Source organism: Rhodomicrobium sp. Az07 (assembly GCF_018619475.1).
Classification (GTDB): Bacteria; Pseudomonadota; Alphaproteobacteria; order Rhizobiales; family Rhodomicrobiaceae; genus Rhodomicrobium.
This window is the reverse complement of the sequence record NZ_JAHFZG010000004.1, coordinates 89,589-106,006: the sequence shown is the minus strand read 5'-3', so window position 1 is coordinate 106,006 and position 16,418 is coordinate 89,589. Positions and strand designations below refer to the sequence as shown.

Annotated in this window: 17 protein-coding genes and 1 pseudogene; 10 read left to right on the top strand and 8 right to left on the bottom strand. The window is 64.4% G+C overall.

The genetic code is table 11. The features are described from left to right. Positions 1–81: 81 nt before the first annotated feature. On the bottom strand, positions 82–864 hold the full coding sequence (gene tpiA / locus KKP04_RS04355) for a triose-phosphate isomerase (protein WP_215027335.1): 783 nt from the start codon (positions 862–864) through the stop codon (positions 82–84). 177 nt (positions 865–1,041) lie between these two features. Between tpiA and KKP04_RS04350 the strand changes: the two genes are divergently transcribed. From KKP04_RS04350 to glp, 8 genes are all read left to right on the top strand, one after another. Next, positions 1,042–2,943, top strand: coding sequence for a SurA N-terminal domain-containing protein (locus KKP04_RS04350; protein ID WP_215027333.1), 1,902 nt, complete (start codon positions 1,042–1,044; stop codon positions 2,941–2,943). Positions 2,944–3,010: 67 nt separating this feature from the next. Next, positions 3,011–4,528: an anthranilate synthase component I gene (trpE, locus tag KKP04_RS04345; RefSeq protein ID WP_215027331.1), complete on the top strand. Its 1,518-nt coding sequence runs from the start codon at positions 3,011–3,013 to the stop codon at positions 4,526–4,528. A gap of 22 nt (positions 4,529–4,550) precedes the next feature. Beyond that, positions 4,551–5,087: a histidine phosphatase family protein gene (locus KKP04_RS04340; RefSeq protein WP_215027329.1), complete on the top strand. Its 537-nt coding sequence runs from the start codon at positions 4,551–4,553 to the stop codon at positions 5,085–5,087. Continuing rightward, positions 5,087–5,725, top strand: coding sequence for an aminodeoxychorismate/anthranilate synthase component II (locus KKP04_RS04335; RefSeq protein ID WP_215027327.1), 639 nt, complete (start codon positions 5,087–5,089; stop codon positions 5,723–5,725). Before KKP04_RS04340 ends, KKP04_RS04335 begins: the two co-directional genes overlap by 1 nt. A 7-nt stretch (positions 5,726–5,732) precedes the next feature. After that, the gene (gene trpD, locus KKP04_RS04330) at positions 5,733–6,833 is read left to right on the top strand and encodes an anthranilate phosphoribosyltransferase (RefSeq protein WP_215027325.1); all 1,101 of its coding nucleotides are present in this window, start codon (positions 5,733–5,735) and stop codon (positions 6,831–6,833) included. A 3-nt stretch (positions 6,834–6,836) separates the two neighbouring features. Beyond that, positions 6,837–7,658 (top strand): indole-3-glycerol phosphate synthase TrpC, encoded by an 822-nt coding sequence (gene trpC, locus KKP04_RS04325; protein ID WP_215027323.1) that lies wholly within the window; start codon positions 6,837–6,839, stop codon positions 7,656–7,658. Beyond that, complete coding sequence (gene moaC, locus KKP04_RS04320) at positions 7,655–8,125, top strand: cyclic pyranopterin monophosphate synthase MoaC (RefSeq protein WP_215027321.1); 471 nt, start codon at positions 7,655–7,657, stop codon at positions 8,123–8,125. The genes trpC and moaC overlap by 4 nt, the downstream gene beginning before the upstream one ends. An 80-nt stretch (positions 8,126–8,205) precedes the next feature. Next, complete coding sequence (gene glp / locus KKP04_RS04315; RefSeq protein WP_215027319.1) at positions 8,206–9,396, top strand: gephyrin-like molybdotransferase Glp; 1,191 nt, start codon at positions 8,206–8,208, stop codon at positions 9,394–9,396. A gap of 27 nt (positions 9,397–9,423) precedes the next feature. On the opposite strand, the gene KKP04_RS04310 is transcribed toward glp, so the two are convergent. Further along, the gene (locus KKP04_RS04310) at positions 9,424–9,729 is read right to left on the bottom strand and encodes an ETC complex I subunit (RefSeq protein WP_215027317.1); all 306 of its coding nucleotides are present in this window, start codon (positions 9,727–9,729) and stop codon (positions 9,424–9,426) included. An 85-nt stretch (positions 9,730–9,814) separates the two neighbouring features. Here KKP04_RS04310 and KKP04_RS04305 point away from each other — a divergent pair, with 85 nt between their 5' ends. Next, a complete protein-coding gene (locus KKP04_RS04305; protein ID WP_215027310.1) occupies positions 9,815–10,783 on the top strand; it encodes an NAD-dependent epimerase in 969 nt (322 codons plus the stop codon). A gap of 31 nt (positions 10,784–10,814) precedes the next feature. On the opposite strand, the gene KKP04_RS04300 is transcribed toward KKP04_RS04305, so the two are convergent. From KKP04_RS04300 to KKP04_RS04275, 6 genes and pseudogenes are all read right to left on the bottom strand, one after another. Beyond that, positions 10,815–12,044 (bottom strand): DUF882 domain-containing protein, encoded by a 1,230-nt coding sequence (locus tag KKP04_RS04300; protein ID WP_371818695.1) that lies wholly within the window; start codon positions 12,042–12,044, stop codon positions 10,815–10,817. Positions 12,045–12,476: 432 nt separating this feature from the next. After that, positions 12,477–12,622 (bottom strand): annotated as a pseudogene (locus KKP04_RS04295) (IS5/IS1182 family transposase); the annotation flags it as partial. Between the two features lie 133 nt (positions 12,623–12,755). Further along, on the bottom strand, positions 12,756–12,950 hold the full coding sequence (locus KKP04_RS04290) for a hypothetical protein (protein WP_215027308.1): 195 nt from the start codon (positions 12,948–12,950) through the stop codon (positions 12,756–12,758). Between the two features lie 46 nt (positions 12,951–12,996). Next, on the bottom strand, positions 12,997–13,923 hold the full coding sequence (locus KKP04_RS04285) for a S49 family peptidase (RefSeq protein ID WP_215027306.1): 927 nt from the start codon (positions 13,921–13,923) through the stop codon (positions 12,997–12,999). Between the two features lie 171 nt (positions 13,924–14,094). After that, positions 14,095–14,814, bottom strand: a complete 720-nt coding sequence (locus KKP04_RS04280) for a methyltransferase (RefSeq protein ID WP_215027304.1) — start codon at positions 14,812–14,814, stop codon at positions 14,095–14,097. A 63-nt stretch (positions 14,815–14,877) separates the two neighbouring features. After that, on the bottom strand, positions 14,878–15,129 hold the full coding sequence (locus KKP04_RS04275) for a DUF2007 domain-containing protein (RefSeq protein WP_215027593.1): 252 nt from the start codon (positions 15,127–15,129) through the stop codon (positions 14,878–14,880). 140 nt (positions 15,130–15,269) lie between these two features. Here KKP04_RS04275 and KKP04_RS04270 point away from each other — a divergent pair, with 140 nt between their 5' ends. Beyond that, positions 15,270–16,286, top strand: coding sequence for a polyprenyl synthetase family protein (locus KKP04_RS04270; RefSeq protein ID WP_215027302.1), 1,017 nt, complete (start codon positions 15,270–15,272; stop codon positions 16,284–16,286). The last annotated feature ends 132 nt before the right edge of the window (positions 16,287–16,418 follow it).

Sequence of the window (16,418 nt, the reverse complement as noted above, 5' to 3'; positions counted from 1 at the left end):
CGGGAGGGCCTTTCCCCCTGCGATCGGGAGCAATCCCGCCGCATCGGACTTATCTTGTAGCGTCTTCGCATGACGGAAAGATCAACGCGCCGCACGCCTCTCCGAGGCGCGTGCCGCCGCCGTGACGATTTCAAGGAACGTTGCCGCCTTGAGACTCGCTCCGCCGACCAGCACGCCATCCACTTCCGGACTTTCGAAAGTCGACGCGGCATTCGCGGGGCTGACCGAACCGCCATAAAGGACGCGCCAGCGCAGGCCGCTCGTCTGCCGGAAGCGATCCTTCAGGCAGCCGCGCACGATTTCGTGGACGGCCGTAATCTGCTCCGTCGTCGGTGAGACGCCCGAACCGATGGCCCAGACGGGTTCATAGGCGACGATGGTCGTTTCAGGTGTCGATTCGTCCGGCAGGCTGTCGGCGAGCTGGCGGCGGCAAACGCTGGCGGTCAATCCGCGGATGTGCTCGCCGCGCGTCTCGCCGATACAGACGACGATCCTGATGCCGGCGCGGAGCGCTGTGGCGGCCTTCGCGCGTATTTCGCGGCTCGTCTCGCCATGTTCGCCGCGCCGCTCGCTATGGCCGAGGATGACGGTCGTTGCGCCCGAATCCTTGAGCATCAGCGCCGACAGGTCGCCCGTGAACGGGCCCCTTTCACCGACATGGCAATCCTGCGCGCCGATCTCGACCGCCGACCCCTCGACGATCTGTGACGCGGCATGCAGAAGCGTCGCGGGCGGAAAAATCGTGACGTCGGGCGCGTTTTCAACGGAAGCGACGCCGTCGCGGATGGCCTCTATCTGCGTGATGTCTGCCCGCAGGCCGTTCATCTTCCAATTGCCTGCGACATATAGCTTCGGTCCGGACATTGCGTTTCTCTCGCTGGAACGGGGCGCGCGGAGGAATTTGTTGAAGTGGGCCGACCTCGCGAATCTTGATATTGCGCGCACGTTTTTATTCTCTAAATTACGGCCATCGCGAAACGTGCAAGAAATGCGCGCCCGAATCAAGCCTGCTCTGGCTTGAGCATTCAAGGACTTCATCTGATGCATTTCCTCCGGAAAGTGGCCGTCTTCTTTCTGTTCGCCATTCTGATCGGGGCGTTCGCCATAAGCATGGGCGGCAACTATTATGGCGACCGCGAGCGCCGCCAGAGCGTGGCGACGGTCGGTTCCGCGAACATCTCGCCGGAAGATTTCCGCCGCGCCTATCAGCGCGTTCTGGAAAACGTCAGCCAGCAGGCGGGGCGCCGCATCTCGGCTGCCGAGGCTCAGGCTTTCGGCCTTCCGAACCGCGTGCTTCAGGGCCTGATCCAGGACGCGGCGCTCGACCTTGAAGCCAAGGAACTCGGCGTCGGCCTGTCCGAAGAGGGCGTGCGCCGGGGGATCACGAGCCTTGAGGTCTTCCAGGACAAGGGCGAGTTCAGCGCCGACAAATATCATCGCTTCCTTCAGAGTATCGGCTATTCGGCGCCATTCTTCGAGCAGGAATTCAAGGGCGACCTCATGCGGCGGCAGTTGCGCGGCGTTTTCGACGGGAGCGGCGTGGTGTCGAAGGCGTTGCTCGATGCCTACAACAAGTACGGCAACGAACAGCGTACGCTCGCCTATTTTACCCTGACGCCCGAGGCGGCGGGGGCGGTCCCCGCTCCGACCGAGGCCGAGCTTGAGGCGTTTTTTGAGAACCGCAAGCCGCAATTCATGACAACGGAACTTCGCAAGGTGTCGGCGCTCGCCATTTCGCCGCAGATCGTCGCCAAAACCCTGACGATTCCGGACGAGGATCTCAAGGCCGAATACACCGCGAAGTCGTCGGTCTATTCGGTACCTGAGCGGCGCAAGCTTGAAATCGTCCCCTTCAAGACGCGCGCCGATGCGGAAGCGGCCTTTGCGAAACTCAAGTCAGGCGCGCGAGACTTGCTCGGCGTCGCGAAGGACGCGGGCTTCAGCCAGCCCGATATCGATGCGGGCGTCGTATCGAAGCAGGAACTGGCCGACAGGTTCGGCATCAACGATGCCATAGTGAAAACGGCTTTCTCGACGGAGAAGGAATGGACGGCGCGGCCCGTGGACGGCCCCGTTTCGACCGTGATCATTCGCGTTCTGGACGTTATTCCCGGACAGGAGCAGAGCTTCGACCAGGTCAAGGAAAAGATCCGCGCCGATCTCGCGAAGACGCGCGCCCAAAGCGAATTCCAACGCCTGATCAAGGCGTTCGAGGAAGACCGCACAACGGGCATACCGCTCGCCGACAGCGCGAAGAAGCTGAATTTGCCGCTTGAGGATGTCACCATCGATCGATCGGCCAACGGCGCCGACGGCAAGCCGGTAACGCTTTCCGCGGTGCCGGCCGGGCAACTCGCCGATGCCGCCTTCAAGTCCGATGTCGGTGTCGAGAACGAAGCCATTCGCCTTCCGGGCGGCGGTTATGCGTGGTTCGAAGTGGCTGACGTCGTGAAGCCTCGCCAGAAGCCGCTTGAGGAAGTCAAGGGCGAGGTCGAGGCGGCCTGGCGCGCCGATCAGGTTCGCGACAGGCTCGCGTCTAGGGCACGCGATCTGGTCGCGCGGCTCGACAAGGGCGAGCCCATCGCAGCCGTCGCGAAAAGCGCTGGCGCGACGGTCAAGACGAGCCAGCCCCTGAAGCGCAACAGCAAGGAAGAGGGGATTCCACCGGCGGCGGTGGCGCAGGCATTCACCTTGCCCGAGGGCGGCGCCGCATCGGCGGCGTCGGAGAACGGCACGTCGCGCGCCATTTTTCAGGTCGTGAAAATCACGCCCCCCGGCCCTCTTTCGGAAGAGCAGGCCAAGGGAATCGAGCAACAGCTTGCAGGCGCGATTTCGGACGACAACTTTTCGGGCTTCCTGAACCGGATCACGACGGTGTCTCCGATCTCCATCGACCGCAAGGCTTTCGCCAATGTGGCGGGAGGTTCTTATGACGGCGAATAGATTTCGATGGCGTCTCCCTCCCGCTTGATCCCACCGAGACGCAACCCCGCATTCCGAGAACAATCCGATGAAGGTCGAACCTTCGTTTTCCGAGTTCACCGCCCGCTACGATTCGGGCGAGCCGCAACTCGTCTTCACCCGCCTTGTCGCCGACCTCGAAACGCCCGTCTCCGCCATGCTCAAGCTCGGCGCGTCGCGGCCGTATTCCTTCCTGCTGGAATCGGTGGAAGGCGGCGCGGTGCGCGGCCGCTATTCGATCATCGGCCTCGATCCCGACCTCTTGTTTCGCGCGCAAGGCGACGTCGCCGAGATCAACAGCGACCCTTCGGCAAATGCAGACGCGTTCGAGCGCACCGGCGAAGGCACGCTTCAGGCGCTGCGGTCGCTGCTCGCGGCCTCGCATATCGATATCCCGGCGACGCTGCCGCCCATGTCGGCGGGCGTGTTCGGCTATCTCGGCTACGACACCGTGCGCCTCGTCGAACGGCTTCCGTCCGACAAGCCCGATCCCATCGGCGTGCCCGACGCGTTGCTGATGCGCCCGACGGTCATGCTGATCTTCGACGCGGTGAAGGACGAGATGACCCTCGTCGCGGCGGTGAGGCCAAGGCCGGGCCTCTCAGCAAAGGCCGCGTATTCGCGCGCCATCGACCGCCTGACGGAAATTCAGGATACGCTCGAACAGAAAAGCGCGCATGCCTCCTCTGCGGACGGCGTCTTCGATGCGATCCCTGCCGCCACCTCCAACATGCCCGCGCAAGCCTACATGGACATGGTGACGCGCTCGAAGGAGTACATCGCGGCGGGCGACATCTTCCAGGTGGTGCTGTCGCAGCGCTTCGCGGCGCCGTTCGAACTCCCGCCCTTCGCGCTCTATCGGGCGCTGCGCCGCGTGAACCCTTCGCCCTTCCTCTATTTCCTCAACTTCGGCGACTTCGCGGTGACGGGCTCAAGCCCGGAAATCCTCGTTCGCGTGCGCGATGGCGAAGTGACCATCCGTCCCATCGCGGGCACGCGTCCGCGTGGCGCGACGCCGGAGGACGACAAGCGCCTCGCCGCCGACCTCCTCGCCGACGCGAAGGAGCGCGCGGAACACCTCATGCTGCTCGACCTCGGCCGTAACGATGTCGGTCGCGTTGCCGGGATCGGCACGGTTCACGTCACCGGAAGCTTTTTCCTCGAATATTACAGCCAGGTGATGCACATCGTTTCGAACGTGATCGGCCGACTCGACGGAAAATTCGATTCCATCGACGCGCTGATGGCGGGCTTCCCGGCAGGCACGGTGTCGGGCGCGCCGAAGGTTCGCGCGATGCAGATCATCGACGAATTGGAAACGGACAAGCGCGGCGTCTATGCCGGATGCATCGGTTATTTCGCGGCAAACGGCGAAATGGACACGTGCATTGCGCTTCGCACCGCAATCGTGAAGAATGGCACGATGTATGTGCAGGCGGGTGCCGGCATCGTGGCCGACTCGGTTCCGGCCTCCGAGCAGGTCGAGTGCGAGAACAAGGCGAAGGCGCTGTTCCGCGCGGCGGAAGAAGCGGTGCGCTTCGCAGGTCAGGCCGGGCGGGGTCAGTAACGGGGCGTTCTGGAGTTGTGCCATGAAGACCGTAACGCTGTTCCGCCACGCCAAGTCGGGCGACAAGGACAATCCGAACATCGACGATTTCGACCGCCCACTGAGCGACCGCGGACTCAAGGCGGCGCCGAAAATGGGCGCCGCGCTGCGTGATCGCGGCGTGCGCCCGGATCTCGTCCTGTGCTCGCCGTCGGTTCGCACAAGCCAGACGCTGACGCTGGCGAGCGCCGCCGCGTGGGACGATCCGCCGAAGATCGACTTCGACAAGAAAATCTACGAAGCGAGCGAGCGCACCTTGCTGAAGCTCCTGCGGGAGTGCCCCGAGGATGCGGGTCACATCATGCTCGTTGGCCATAATCCGGGCTTGCAGGATCTGGCCGTGAGTCTCGCGCAGCCGGGCAGCGATGAGCGCCACGCGCTGAAGGAGAAACTGCCGACCGCCGCCATTGTCAGCTTCGAATTCGACGCCGACGCGTGGAACGATCTGGAGCCGGGGACGGGCCGCGTCCGTCTTTTTCTTACGCCGAACACGCTTCCGCACGGCCAAGGACAAGAATAATGATCATCATCATCGATAATTACGACAGCTTCACCTACAACCTCGTCCACTATTTCGGCGATCTCGGCGTGGAAGCGGCCGTCTATCGCAACGACGAGAAGACGGTGGCGCAAGTCTTCGCGGAGAAACCGGAAGCCATCGTCATGTCGCCCGGCCCGTGTACGCCGAACGAGGCGGGCATCTGCCTCGACCTCGTGCGCGAGAACAAGGGCCGCATCCCGCTGTTCGGCGTATGCCTCGGTCATCAGACCATCGGGCAGGCCTTCGGCGGCAACGTCATCCGCGCGCCGATCCTGATGCACGGCAAGATGTCGACCATCCATCATCAGGGCACGAGTCTGTTTCGCAACCTGCCGGACGGGTTCGAGGCGACGCGCTACCATTCGCTCATCGTCGAAAGCGACACGCTGCCCGACTGCCTCACCGCGACCGCGCGCACCTCGGACGGCCTCATCATGGCGCTGGAACATAAGGACGAGCCGACATTCGGCGTGCAGTTCCATCCCGAGAGCATCGCCAGCCAGCACGGCCACGCGATCCTCGCGAACTTCCTGACGCTGGGGGGCGTTCGCTTCTCGCCGAGAAAACCGGGGCTTGTGCCTTCGCAGGCCGCCTCCCCCGCATCCGTGGCAGCTTGAGGCACCGATGACTTCGCCCGTAACCGTCTCCGCAGCGTCCGACCTTCACATCGGGTTTCGGCTCGCGCTGGAAAAGGCCGCCATCGGCTCAACGCTCGGCGAGGATGAGGCGCGCGACGCCTTTCTCGCCATCATGCACGGCGCGGTTTCCGAGATCGAGCTGGCAGCTTTCGTCGCGGCGCTGAAGGCGCGCGGAGAAACGGTGGACGAGATCGCGGGCGCGGTCGCGGCCATGCGGTCGCTCATGGTGCCGGTCGAAGCGCCGGAAGGCGCGCTCGATGTCGTCGGCACCGGCGGCGACGCGAAGGGCACGTTCAACATCTCGACCGCCACGGCCTTCGTGCTGGCGGGCGCAGGCGTGCCGGTGGCGAAGCACGGCAACCGCGCGGTGTCGTCGAAGTCGGGCGCGGCCGACGTGCTCGAAAAGCTGGGCGTGACGCTGAAAATGCCGGTCGAGCGGCACAAGCGCTGCTTCGAGCGCGCCGGGCTTACGTTCCTCTGGGCGCCGACGCATCACCCCGCGATGCGACATGCCGCGCCGGTTCGCGCCGCGCTCAAGCTGCGCACGATCTTCAACCTGCTCGGCCCGCTCACCAATCCGGCCAGCGCGAAACGCATGCTGATCGGAGCGTACTCCGAGGATTGGCTGAAGCCCATGGCGGAGGTGCTTCGGCGCAATGGCGCGCACCATGTGTGGGCCGTGCACGGCGCTGACGGCATGGACGAACTTTCCACGACGGGCGCGAGCCGCGTGGTCGAACTGAAGAACGGCGCGTTCACCTCGTTCGACGTGCATCCTCGCGACGCTGGCCTGCCGGAAGCGCGGCTCGAAGATCTGCAAGCCGGGACGCCGGAAGACGCCGCCATTGCGATGCGCGCGCTTCTTCGCGGCGAACGCGGCCCCTTCCGCGACATCGTGCTGCTGAACGGCGCCGCCGCGTTCATCGTCGCGGGCCGCGCGGCGACCTTGCGCGAGGGTGCCGCGCTTGCGGCCGCCTCCATCGATGAAGGCCACGCGGAAAAGGCGCTCGACGGCCTGATCGCCGCCAGCGCCGACACACCCGACGCCGCCAATGACGACCGGCCGAGCGCGGCCGTAACAGGATAAGCCATGAGCATTCTCGACCGCATCGTCGCCTACAAGAAAGAGGAAGTGGCCGCCGCGAAAGCGCAAGCTTCGCTCGCCGAGCTTGAGGATCGCGCCGCCGCAGCGCCTCGCGTGCGGGATTTCTTCGACGCCCTGTCGCGCCGCGTCGCCTTGGTCGAGCCGGCGCTGATCGCCGAAGTGAAGAAGGCGAGTCCGTCGCGCGGGCTGATCCGCCCCGATTTCGACCCGGCCGCCATCGCGCGCGCCTATGAAGCGGGCGGCGCGAATTGCCTTTCGGTGCTGACGGACGGCCCGTCGTTCCAGGGCGCGCCCGCCTATCTCGTCGCCGCGCGCGAGGCGTGCTCGCTGCCGGTGCTGCGCAAGGATTTCATGGTCGATCCCTATCAGGTGACGGAGGCCCGCGCGATGGGCGCGGACTGCATCCTCGTCATCATGGCCTGCACGACCGACGCGCTGGCGGAAGAGCTGATCGCCGCCGCGAGCACGCACGACATGGATGTGCTGGTCGAGGTGCATGACGAAGACGAACTTGGCCGCGCGCTCGCGCTCGATTCGTGGCTGATCGGCATCAACAACCGCGACCTCAACAGCTTCGAGACGCGGCTCGAAACCACGGAGCGGCTCGCCCGGCTCATTCCGCCGGGGCGCATCGTCGTTTCCGAAAGCGGCATTTTCGCTCCAGCCGACATCGAAAGGCTCATGCGTCAAGGCGCGGGCGCGTTCCTCGTGGGCGAAAGCCTCATGCGCCACGACGATGTCGAGGCCGCGACGCGCGCGCTTCTCGGCGGCACGGGTCGTGGTGAAAGACACGCCGCCAGCGCATGAGCGGGCTTTCCCATATCGACGGGAAGGGCGAGGCCGCCATGGTCGACGTTGCGGGCAAGGCCGAAACGGTGCGCACCGCAATCGCCGAAGGCTGGCTCATGACGGCGCGTGAAACGCTGGCGCTGATCGAGGATGGCGCGGTCGCAAAGGGCGATGTGCTGGCGGCGGCGCGCATTGCGGGCATCATGGCGGCGAAACGCACCGCCGATTTCATCCCGCTGTGCCATCCGCTTTCGCTCTCCAAGGTGAGCGTCGGCTTCGAGTTGCACCCGGAGCGTCCGGGCGTGCGGGTGGAGGCGCTCGCGAAGGCGACCGGCAAGACCGGCGTCGAAATGGAGGCGCTGACGGCGGTCTCGGTCGCCTGCCTCACGCTTTACGACATGCTGAAAGCCGCCGACAAGGCGATGGTGATCGACGGCGTGCGCCTTTTGAGCAAGTCCGGCGGGCGAAGCGGCGACCGCCCTTAGAGGCCGTTTCGATCTGATCGACTGGTTGGAGCCGACCCCGCATCGAACCACCGCCACTCGTCCACGGAGGCAAGGAAGACATGCCGAAACTGATTTCCGTCGACGAGGCTCTCGCGAAAATTCTCGCCGACGTCGAGCCGGTCGGCGCTGAAGCCGTGGCGCTTCACGACGCGCGAGGCCGCGTCCTCGCTGCGGACCTCGCGGCGAAGCTCACGCAACCGCCTTTCGACGCATCGGCCATGGATGGCTATGCGGTGCGCGCTGTCGACATCGCCGCCGCGCCCGCGCGCCTTGCCGTGATCGGTGAAGCGGCGGCGGGGCAAGGCTTCGCGGGTACGCTCGGGCAGGGGCAGGCCGTGCGCATCTTTACGGGCGCTCCCGTCCCGGAGGGTGCCGACGCCGTCGTCATGCAGGAGGCGGCGCGGGAGGCAGATGGCGCGGTGACGGTGCTCGAAGCCTCGCCGCCCGGCGCGCATATCCGTCGCTGCGGCTACGATTTTCGCGAGGGGGACACGATGCTCCCGGCGGGTGCGACGCTCAACGCGCGCCAGATCATGCTTGCCGCCGCGATGAATCACGGGGCGCTTCGCGTGCGCCGCAGACCCGTCGTTGCCGTGCTGGCGGCGGGCGACGAACTTGCCGAGCCGGGCGCGGAGCTTCGCGCGGGACAGATCGTGTCGTCCGTCCCGGCGGGGCTTTCGGCGGCGGTCGCGGCATGGGGCGGGTCGGCGAACTGCCTCGCCATCGCGCGGGACACGCGGGGCAGCCTCGCCGCCGCTATCTCTGCTGCAAGCGATGCGGATCTTCTCGTCACCATCGGCGGCGCTTCGGTCGGTGCGCACGATCTCGTTCGCGGCGCGCTGGAAGCCGTCGGCGCGCGGTTCGAGGTGATGCGCGTGGCGATGCGGCCCGGAAAGCCGCTCATGGCGGGCCGTCTCGGAGGCCAGCGCGTGCTGACCCTGCCGGGCAACCCCGTGGCGGCGCTCGTCTGCGCGCGGTTGTTCCTGAAACCCCTGCTCGACCGGATGCTCGGCTGTGTGTCGAATGATGCGGTCGACGAGGCGCCGCTCGCGGTTGCCGTTGCCGCCAACGGCGCGAGGCAACATTACATGCGGGCGCGCCGCGAGCGCGGTGCCGTAACGCCGCTCGCCGATCAGGACAGCTCTCTCGTCTCGGTCTTCGCCGCCGCCGATTGCCTGATCGTGCGCCCGCCATACGCTGCGGCTCTCGATGCGGGCAACACCGTTCCGGTCATCCCGCTCGACTTTTAGCAGGTAGTGGAGCGCTTTTCCTCGGAGTCAGTGCGTCCAGGTGCCGATCCGGCCATATTTGAAATTGTCGGCGTAGGACTTCTTGATGATGGCGCGTGGGTTCGGCTCGAACACGCGATAAGGGATCGCGTTTTTCTTCGCGTAATCGACGGCCTCTTCCTTCGTATCGAAGAACAGCCTGATCTGGCTCAACATATCCTTCGAGCTTGTCCAGCCCATCAGCGGCTCGATTTCGCGCCGGGACGCGGGTTCGTAGTCGAGCACCCAGCCCTCGGCCTTCGCCTGACCGGACTGCATGGCGGTCTTCGCCGGTTTATAAATTCGCGCGATCATGTGCATTTCAACGGGAGCAATTGTTCCTCCGTTGAATTTGGGCCATACCGGCGCAAATGACAATCGCAAACAGCCGGGCCGAAGCATGACAATTCTGGTAACAGGCGCGGCGGGGTTCATCGGCTTCCACGTCGCCAAGGCACTGCTTGCTCGCGGCGAGGAGGTTGTCGGCTTCGATAACATCAACGGCTATTACGATCCCGCCCTCAAGCATGCCCGGCTTGAACGCCTCTCGGGTGCCAAGGCGTTCAGCTTCGTGAAGGCGGACCTCGCCGATGCCGCCGCCGTGCGCGACACGTTCGCGCGCTTCGAGCCCCGCCGGGTGGTGCATCTCGCGGCGCAGGCGGGCGTGCGCTACTCGCTGCAAAACCCTCAAGCCTATATCGACTCGAACGTCACGGGCTTTCTGAACATCCTTGAAGGCTGCCGCGCGCACCGGCCGGAGCACCTCGTCTTCGCGTCGTCCAGCTCGATCTACGGCCTGAATACGAAGCTTCCCTTCGCCGAGGCCGACAGGACCGACGCGCCCGCGAGCCTTTACGGGGCGACGAAGAAGGCGGGCGAGGCGATGGCCCACGCCTACGCGCATCTTTTCAAGCTGCCCATGACCGGCCTGCGCTTCTTCACCGTCTACGGCCCATGGGGGCGGCCGGACATGTCGCCCGCCATTTTCACGAAAGGGATTCTTGAAGGGCGCCCCATCGACCTTTACAACCACGGTCATCACGCCCGCGACTTCACCTATATCGACGACATCGTGGATGGCGTGTTGCGCGTCGTCGACATGACGCCGCGCGCGAGCGGCCCCGCCCTCGAAATCTACAACATCGGTCACAACGAGCCGGTGCGGCTCACCGACTTCGTGGCCTGTATCGAGGCGGCGACCGGCAAGAAGGCGATCCGCAACCTGTTGCCGATGCAGCCCGGCGACGTGGCCGAGACGCATGCGGATATCGAGCGGCTCGCGGAGGCGACGGGGTTCCGGCCCACCACGCCAATCGAGGTCGGCATTCCGCGCTTTGTGCACTGGTATCGGGACTATTATCGCGTCTGACCGGGAGCGAAGCGCCGCCTCGGCATCCGGGCTACCTTGCCTGCAAGACTCCCGCGTTCGCTGCCGCAAGTCTCGCCACGCTCCTGCGCAAGGCGACCTGTATCGCCGGTCCCTTGAACCTGTGCGCCTCGTATAGCGCCTCGATCTGAAGCCCATGCTCGAAGTCCTCGCCCGTGATCGCGGACGGTGAGAGCATCAGAAGCTTGACGTTCCGGAACACCGGAGGCTGTTCCGGTGCGTCTTTCAGGATGTCGTAGGCCAGCGACTTCTCGGACAGAAGGATGTCGGAAGGCAGCGGCTCGAAGGCGATGTCGTCTTCCTGCTCCTCGCCTTCCTCCGCGATGTCCGGCACGTCTTCCGGATCGCGAGCCAGGCTGTCGGGCTTCGCAAGCGTCTCCGGCAGACGCATGATCGATGCGGGCAGACGGTCGGCGTCTTTCGGCGCGGCTTTCGCAGGGGCGGCCGGGGCAGTGTCGGGCACGGAGAGGCTGGCGCGGCGCAGCAGCGGTGCGTCGTCTGCAACGAGGCTCGCGAGCATGGTGTTGGAGGCGCGCTTGCGAGTTACGACCCACGGCAGTTCCTTGCCGCTCTCTTTCCACTGCGCCAGATAGAAGCGCGAATCCTGAGGCGTGAGCGGGCGGCCATCGGCGGGGACGTGCTTCGAGCGGCCGTTCGGGAAGATCACCGCCAGTTCTGGGCGCGTGACGCGCGGCCAGTGGCGGACATTGCCGGTGTCGACATGCACGAATGGCAGGCCGGATCGCGGGTAATAGCCGACGCCGCCGCGCTCCTTCACAAGCGCAGAATAGCGGATCTGCTTCAGCGGCACGTCCGGAAACATGAGGTCGGCGGCCTGTCCGGTGATGTGGCGGCTGTTGCGCGCCTGTCCGCCGCGCGTGTGGCGCAAAAGCTCGTTCGTGCCGCCCGAACGGTAGCCGCAAATGAGGTGGATCGGTTCCTTGGAGCCGAGTTCGTTATGCAATTCCCACATGAGGTCGATGAGAGCCGGATCGATCCTGATGGTCATGTTCCGGCGCCAGTCGCGCATGAAATAGTTGAGCTTTTCGAGAGCTTCCGGGATGTAGCGTCCATCCCTCTTGAAGGCGATCGAAATCTTTTCCTTCGTGTGGATGTTGTACATCGAGATCGTGCGTTCCTCGGCAGAAGAAACTCCCGCCGCAAGGAAGCTGAACGCAACGCATAACGAGACTACCGCAGCCTTCATCAGGCCGCGCACGCCGCCAAACGCAACAACTATCACCAGTTGAACCCCTGTTTCGCGCCGACAAGCGCTGGTGTTCTCTACTCGACTGCGGTGCCGCCAGGTTGATGTCAGCAAAAGCACACGCCTTAGTAGATAAGCTCGAATTGGTAAACAAACCGTTAGGAAAGAAATGAGAGAAAAAGAAGGCGCGGCGAAAACTCGTTATGACATTTGCGCATCGCTCAAGCTAAATGATTGGCGGTACGCGCAATTTCCACATGTATGAAAAAATTCGGCGAAGAGTCGGACGGACGCGTTCCAGAATGGAAGCCTTCACATACCGTTACGACAAGAGGTCGCAATCCGACTAGGAGGGCTGGGCCGACGGCCCGCTTCCGGCAGCCCTTGCCGAGCACGCGCCCGACCGAGGCCGCCGACGCATCGAACGCCAGATGGCCGAGGCGCGTCTGCCGGCAGGAAAGACGCTTGGAAGTAATCATTGACGGAGCTTCGGGCGGCAGGTCGCTGGACAGCGCGACCGTTCACCACCTCGCGTTCGCTGACCGTGCGTTTGTTGCCGCCTCGGCTTCGCGGGTGGGATCATAGGGGCAATCGCCGCATTCCTCGTCCGTCAGATCGCTCGGATAGCGAAGTTTGCTCCTGTCATGCCGAGCGCGTTAGAAAGACGGTGGCACCGATGCTGATGCGTCGGACATGCTCGCGCCAGCCCTGCGGGCGAACAGCGACTAGCGCTTCATCGCAGGCCGATCAGTCGACGGGACGATAGACCCCCGCCGCGGCGTCGAACATCAATGGAGTGGCTACGACCGGACGCGCTGCGCGCCGGATACGACGGTCGGTCCGGCGGATCGCCGCCTCGACACGGTCAGCCTCGCGCCTGAACCAGCGCAGGGCGAAGACGAGCATCAAAGCTCCCAACGCAACAGCAAAAACCTGAGACATCACTGACAACCCCGACATTTGACATGAACGCGTCGGCTCCCGCCGACTACAGCCCGAAGCGCGCCCAGATCGCACGCTCTTCGAGGGCAGAGATCAGATCATCAGCAAAACCTTGCGCGAAGCTGACACCAACACCCGCGCCGGAAACCGAGACGCCCACTCCCGCTTTCCGCCTGAAGAATCCGCGCTCTGTGGAGATAAGCTTTAGCCGCACTCTATCTCCGTATTCCGAGCGCATCTTTGCCCTGAGATCAATGATGCCATCGATCAGGCCAAGTTCAAGAGCTTGCCTTCCGGACCAGAACTCGCCTGTGAATAAGTTTCCGCTCGAATTGGTGATGCGGTCGCCGCGGCTTTCCTTCACGAGCGCGATGAAATCTTCGTGGACTGTAGCCTGAAGGCGCTTAAGCCGCGCAATTTCCTCTGCCTTTTCCGGCCGGAAAGGATCGAGCTGCATCTTGTTTTCGCCGGAGGTGTAGATCCGCCGGTCGATGCCGAGCTTGTGGATAAGGTGAACGAAGCCGAAGCCCGCCGAAACCACGCCGATCGAGCCGACAATCGACGAGCCGTCCGCGTATATCTCGTCCGCCGCGCAAGCAATCATATAGCCGCCCGATGCCGCGACGTCCTCGCAGAAGGCATACACAGTCTTGTCGTGCTCCTGCTTGAGCGCGACGATGCGATCATGGATCAGGCGCGACTGAACGGGCGAACCGCCCGGCGAGTTGATCTGAAGCACGACCGCCGGACCGCTTGAGGCGAAAGCGCGGTCGAGCGCATTGGCGCATCCCGCGAGCGTCAGCCCTTGGCGCAGCGGCGAGGCCGCGCCGATGGTTCCGCTCAGACGCACGACGGGGATGGTGGTCCGCCCGCTGGAAAAAAGGTTGCCCGGAAAGATGTTGCCCCACATCGAGGTGTTGGGGCGAGGGGCCGGTTGTGTTGGCTCGCTATCGACATCCATGGAAACCCGCATGACATTTAGCCTCGTCGCTACGCGCCGGAGAACGCGGCCTGGTAAATATTATGACACATGTGTGTATGTGAACGAGGTTAACAAGCCATACGCGGCCGAGTTGCGGCTGGAGCCTGTGGCAAAGCGCGCAGCCGGAAGCGCTGCCGCCATGCCGACTCTCCAAAGCCCCGGTCAAGCGCGAAGCGCAAGCGATTGGCCGTGACGCAAGATTGCCGTTGCGGCCGCAGTCGGCGCGCCGTCCGCCTCGTGAAGCACGACGCCCGGCAGGATCGACGCGGGCGCGCGGCTCCCCTTGATGCCGCTGACAATGACACGGATCGCAGGCGCGCCGTTCCTCGGATGAAGCGGCAGGATGCTCACGGCCCCGAAGCGACGGTCGAAAGCGGCCAGGATCTGCGGCAAGGCGTCCGCCGTATGGATCACGGTCGCGCTGGCGGAGGGCCTTGCAGCGGCGGCGAGGAAGCGCGCCCAGTCCTCGAAGCCACCTTCGGCCATGGCGCGGGCGCGACTGTTTCGCGCGTCTTTCGAAGGGCGGGTGCGGCCGTGCTCGAAGAACGGCGGGTTGGCAATAACGTGGTCGTAGGTTTCGCGAAAAAGGCCCGCCGCTTCGAGCGCCGTCCATGTGTCGGTCACATCGGCGTTGACGACATCGAACCGCCCGTCGAGGCCGTTTCCGGTCGCGTTCTCCCGTGCCAGCGTCACAAGCCCGGCATCGATGTCAACGCCGGTGACGCTCACGCCCGGAACCCGCGCGAGGAGGCATAAAGACGCCGCGCCCGCCCCGCATCCCGCTTCGAGCACGCGCTCGCCCTCCCGCGCCGGACACGCCGCCGCGAGAAACACCGCATCGAGACCGGATCTGAAGCCCGTCCTCGGTTGCCGAACGGTCACCCGCCCGTCGATAAAGGCATCACACGTGAAAGTGACAGGACTCGTCATACGGCTTTTGCAATATTACGATGGTAAGACGCCGCCGGAGACAGTCCGCCCCGCGATCTGATCGCCGAGGCCGGCATCCGTGAGGAGCTTCGCGCTTTCCTCCCAGTCTTCGGCGGCGACGAGAACCCGCCGGGGAAAAGCGCCTATAGAGCCCTCTATCGAACTGACGTGAACGTCTGCGATGAGAGCCGGAAACCCTGCATCGTCTAACAAAGAGTTGACATAACTGAGGAGCACAATATCCGTAGTGCGCAACAACTCTTTCATCGAGCAAGCCTTTTCGGACAGGACAGGCATCCAGGGACATTAAGCCACGTGGCTAACTTATCAAAGCGGTGTTTTTCTGGTGCCCTGACGAGGTTCGCCCAGACCGTCATCATGCCCAAGCAGCACATTCGGAGGAAATCATGAACTTGGCGGCTCAAGTTCAGGAGCGCAGCGATCCGTCGGCGGCGCTCGAACCTCTTCTGCGGCTTGTCCATGACGAAATGGCCGAGGTGAACAACATTATCCTGTCGCAGGCCCGGTCCGACGTTGCGCTGATCCCCGAACTCGCTCGCCATCTCATCAATTCCGGCGGCAAGCGGCTGCGCCCGATGCTCACCATCGGAGCCGCCAAGATGTGCGGCTATGAAGGCATGGGCCACATCATGCTCGCGGCGTCGGTGGAGTTCATGCACACGGCGACGCTTCTGCACGACGACGTCGTCGACGAAAGCGACATGAGGCGCGGCAAGAAAAGTGCGCGCATGCTGTGGGGCAACCAGGCGAGCGTGCTGGTGGGCGACTTCCTGCTCGGGCAGGCCTTCCGCATGATGGTGGATGTCGGCTCGCTCGGCGCGCTGAAGGTGCTGTCGGAGGCGTCCTCCGTGATCGCAGAGGGCGAAGTCTGGCAACTCGCCGCCTCCAAGAACCTCGCGACCACCGAGGAAGAATATCTGAACGTCATCATTTCGAAGACGGCGGCGCTGTTTGCCGCTGCGGCCGAGATCGGCGCGATCCTGACCGCGCGCGACGCCGAGGAGCAGGCGGCGCTGCGTCTCTACGGCACCAACATCGGCCTTGCGTTCCAGCTCATCGACGACGCGCTCGACTATTCGGGCGAGGCGGCGAACCTCGGCAAATGCGTCGGCGACGATTTCCGCGAAGGCAAGATCACGCTGCCCGTGGTGCTTTCCTATCGGCGCGGCACACCGGAAGAGCGCGCTTTCTGGCGTCGCACACTTCAGGACGGCGCGATCGAGGACGGCGATCTCGAACACGCCATCCAGATCATGCGGCGCCATAACGCCATCGAGGAAACGATCCAGCGCGCTGTGTACTACGGCAAGGAGGCGCGCGAGGCGCTCGCAATCTTCCCCGCCGGCGAGGCGCGCAAGGCCCTGATGGACGCGGTGGATTTCAGCATCGCGCGCATGCATTAGCCCTTTGGACGAAGCGGGGTCCGAGCCTCGCCGTCGCCCGTTGAACAATGCGCGCATTGGCGCTGGAAAACACGGCTGGAAGCTGATCTGCGATCACAATGGCGCTTCCGGCGAGCGCGGTTTCGTGATTTG

Bases quoted from the DNA above. Each gene is read 5' to 3' on its own strand.
- tpiA (WP_215027335.1), bottom strand. From the start codon at position 864: ATGTCCGGACCGAAGCTATATGTCGCAGGCAATTGGAAGATGAACGGC.
- KKP04_RS04350 (WP_215027333.1), top strand. From the start codon at position 1,042: ATGCATTTCCTCCGGAAAGTGGCCGTCTTCTTTCTGTTCGCCATTCTG.
- trpE (WP_215027331.1), top strand. From the start codon at position 3,011: ATGAAGGTCGAACCTTCGTTTTCCGAGTTCACCGCCCGCTACGATTCG.
- KKP04_RS04340 (WP_215027329.1), top strand. From the start codon at position 4,551: ATGAAGACCGTAACGCTGTTCCGCCACGCCAAGTCGGGCGACAAGGAC.
- KKP04_RS04335 (WP_215027327.1), top strand. From the start codon at position 5,087: ATGATCATCATCATCGATAATTACGACAGCTTCACCTACAACCTCGTC.
- trpD (WP_215027325.1), top strand. From the start codon at position 5,733: ATGACTTCGCCCGTAACCGTCTCCGCAGCGTCCGACCTTCACATCGGG.
- trpC (WP_215027323.1), top strand. From the start codon at position 6,837: ATGAGCATTCTCGACCGCATCGTCGCCTACAAGAAAGAGGAAGTGGCC.
- moaC (WP_215027321.1), top strand. From the start codon at position 7,655: ATGAGCGGGCTTTCCCATATCGACGGGAAGGGCGAGGCCGCCATGGTC.
- glp (WP_215027319.1), top strand. From the start codon at position 8,206: ATGCCGAAACTGATTTCCGTCGACGAGGCTCTCGCGAAAATTCTCGCC.
- KKP04_RS04310 (WP_215027317.1), bottom strand. From the start codon at position 9,729: ATGATCGCGCGAATTTATAAACCGGCGAAGACCGCCATGCAGTCCGGT.
- KKP04_RS04305 (WP_215027310.1), top strand. From the start codon at position 9,815: ATGACAATTCTGGTAACAGGCGCGGCGGGGTTCATCGGCTTCCACGTC.
- KKP04_RS04290 (WP_215027308.1), bottom strand. From the start codon at position 12,950: ATGTCTCAGGTTTTTGCTGTTGCGTTGGGAGCTTTGATGCTCGTCTTC.
- KKP04_RS04285 (WP_215027306.1), bottom strand. From the start codon at position 13,923: ATGCGGGTTTCCATGGATGTCGATAGCGAGCCAACACAACCGGCCCCT.
- KKP04_RS04275 (WP_215027593.1), bottom strand. From the start codon at position 15,129: ATGAAAGAGTTGTTGCGCACTACGGATATTGTGCTCCTCAGTTATGTC.
- KKP04_RS04270 (WP_215027302.1), top strand. From the start codon at position 15,270: ATGAACTTGGCGGCTCAAGTTCAGGAGCGCAGCGATCCGTCGGCGGCG.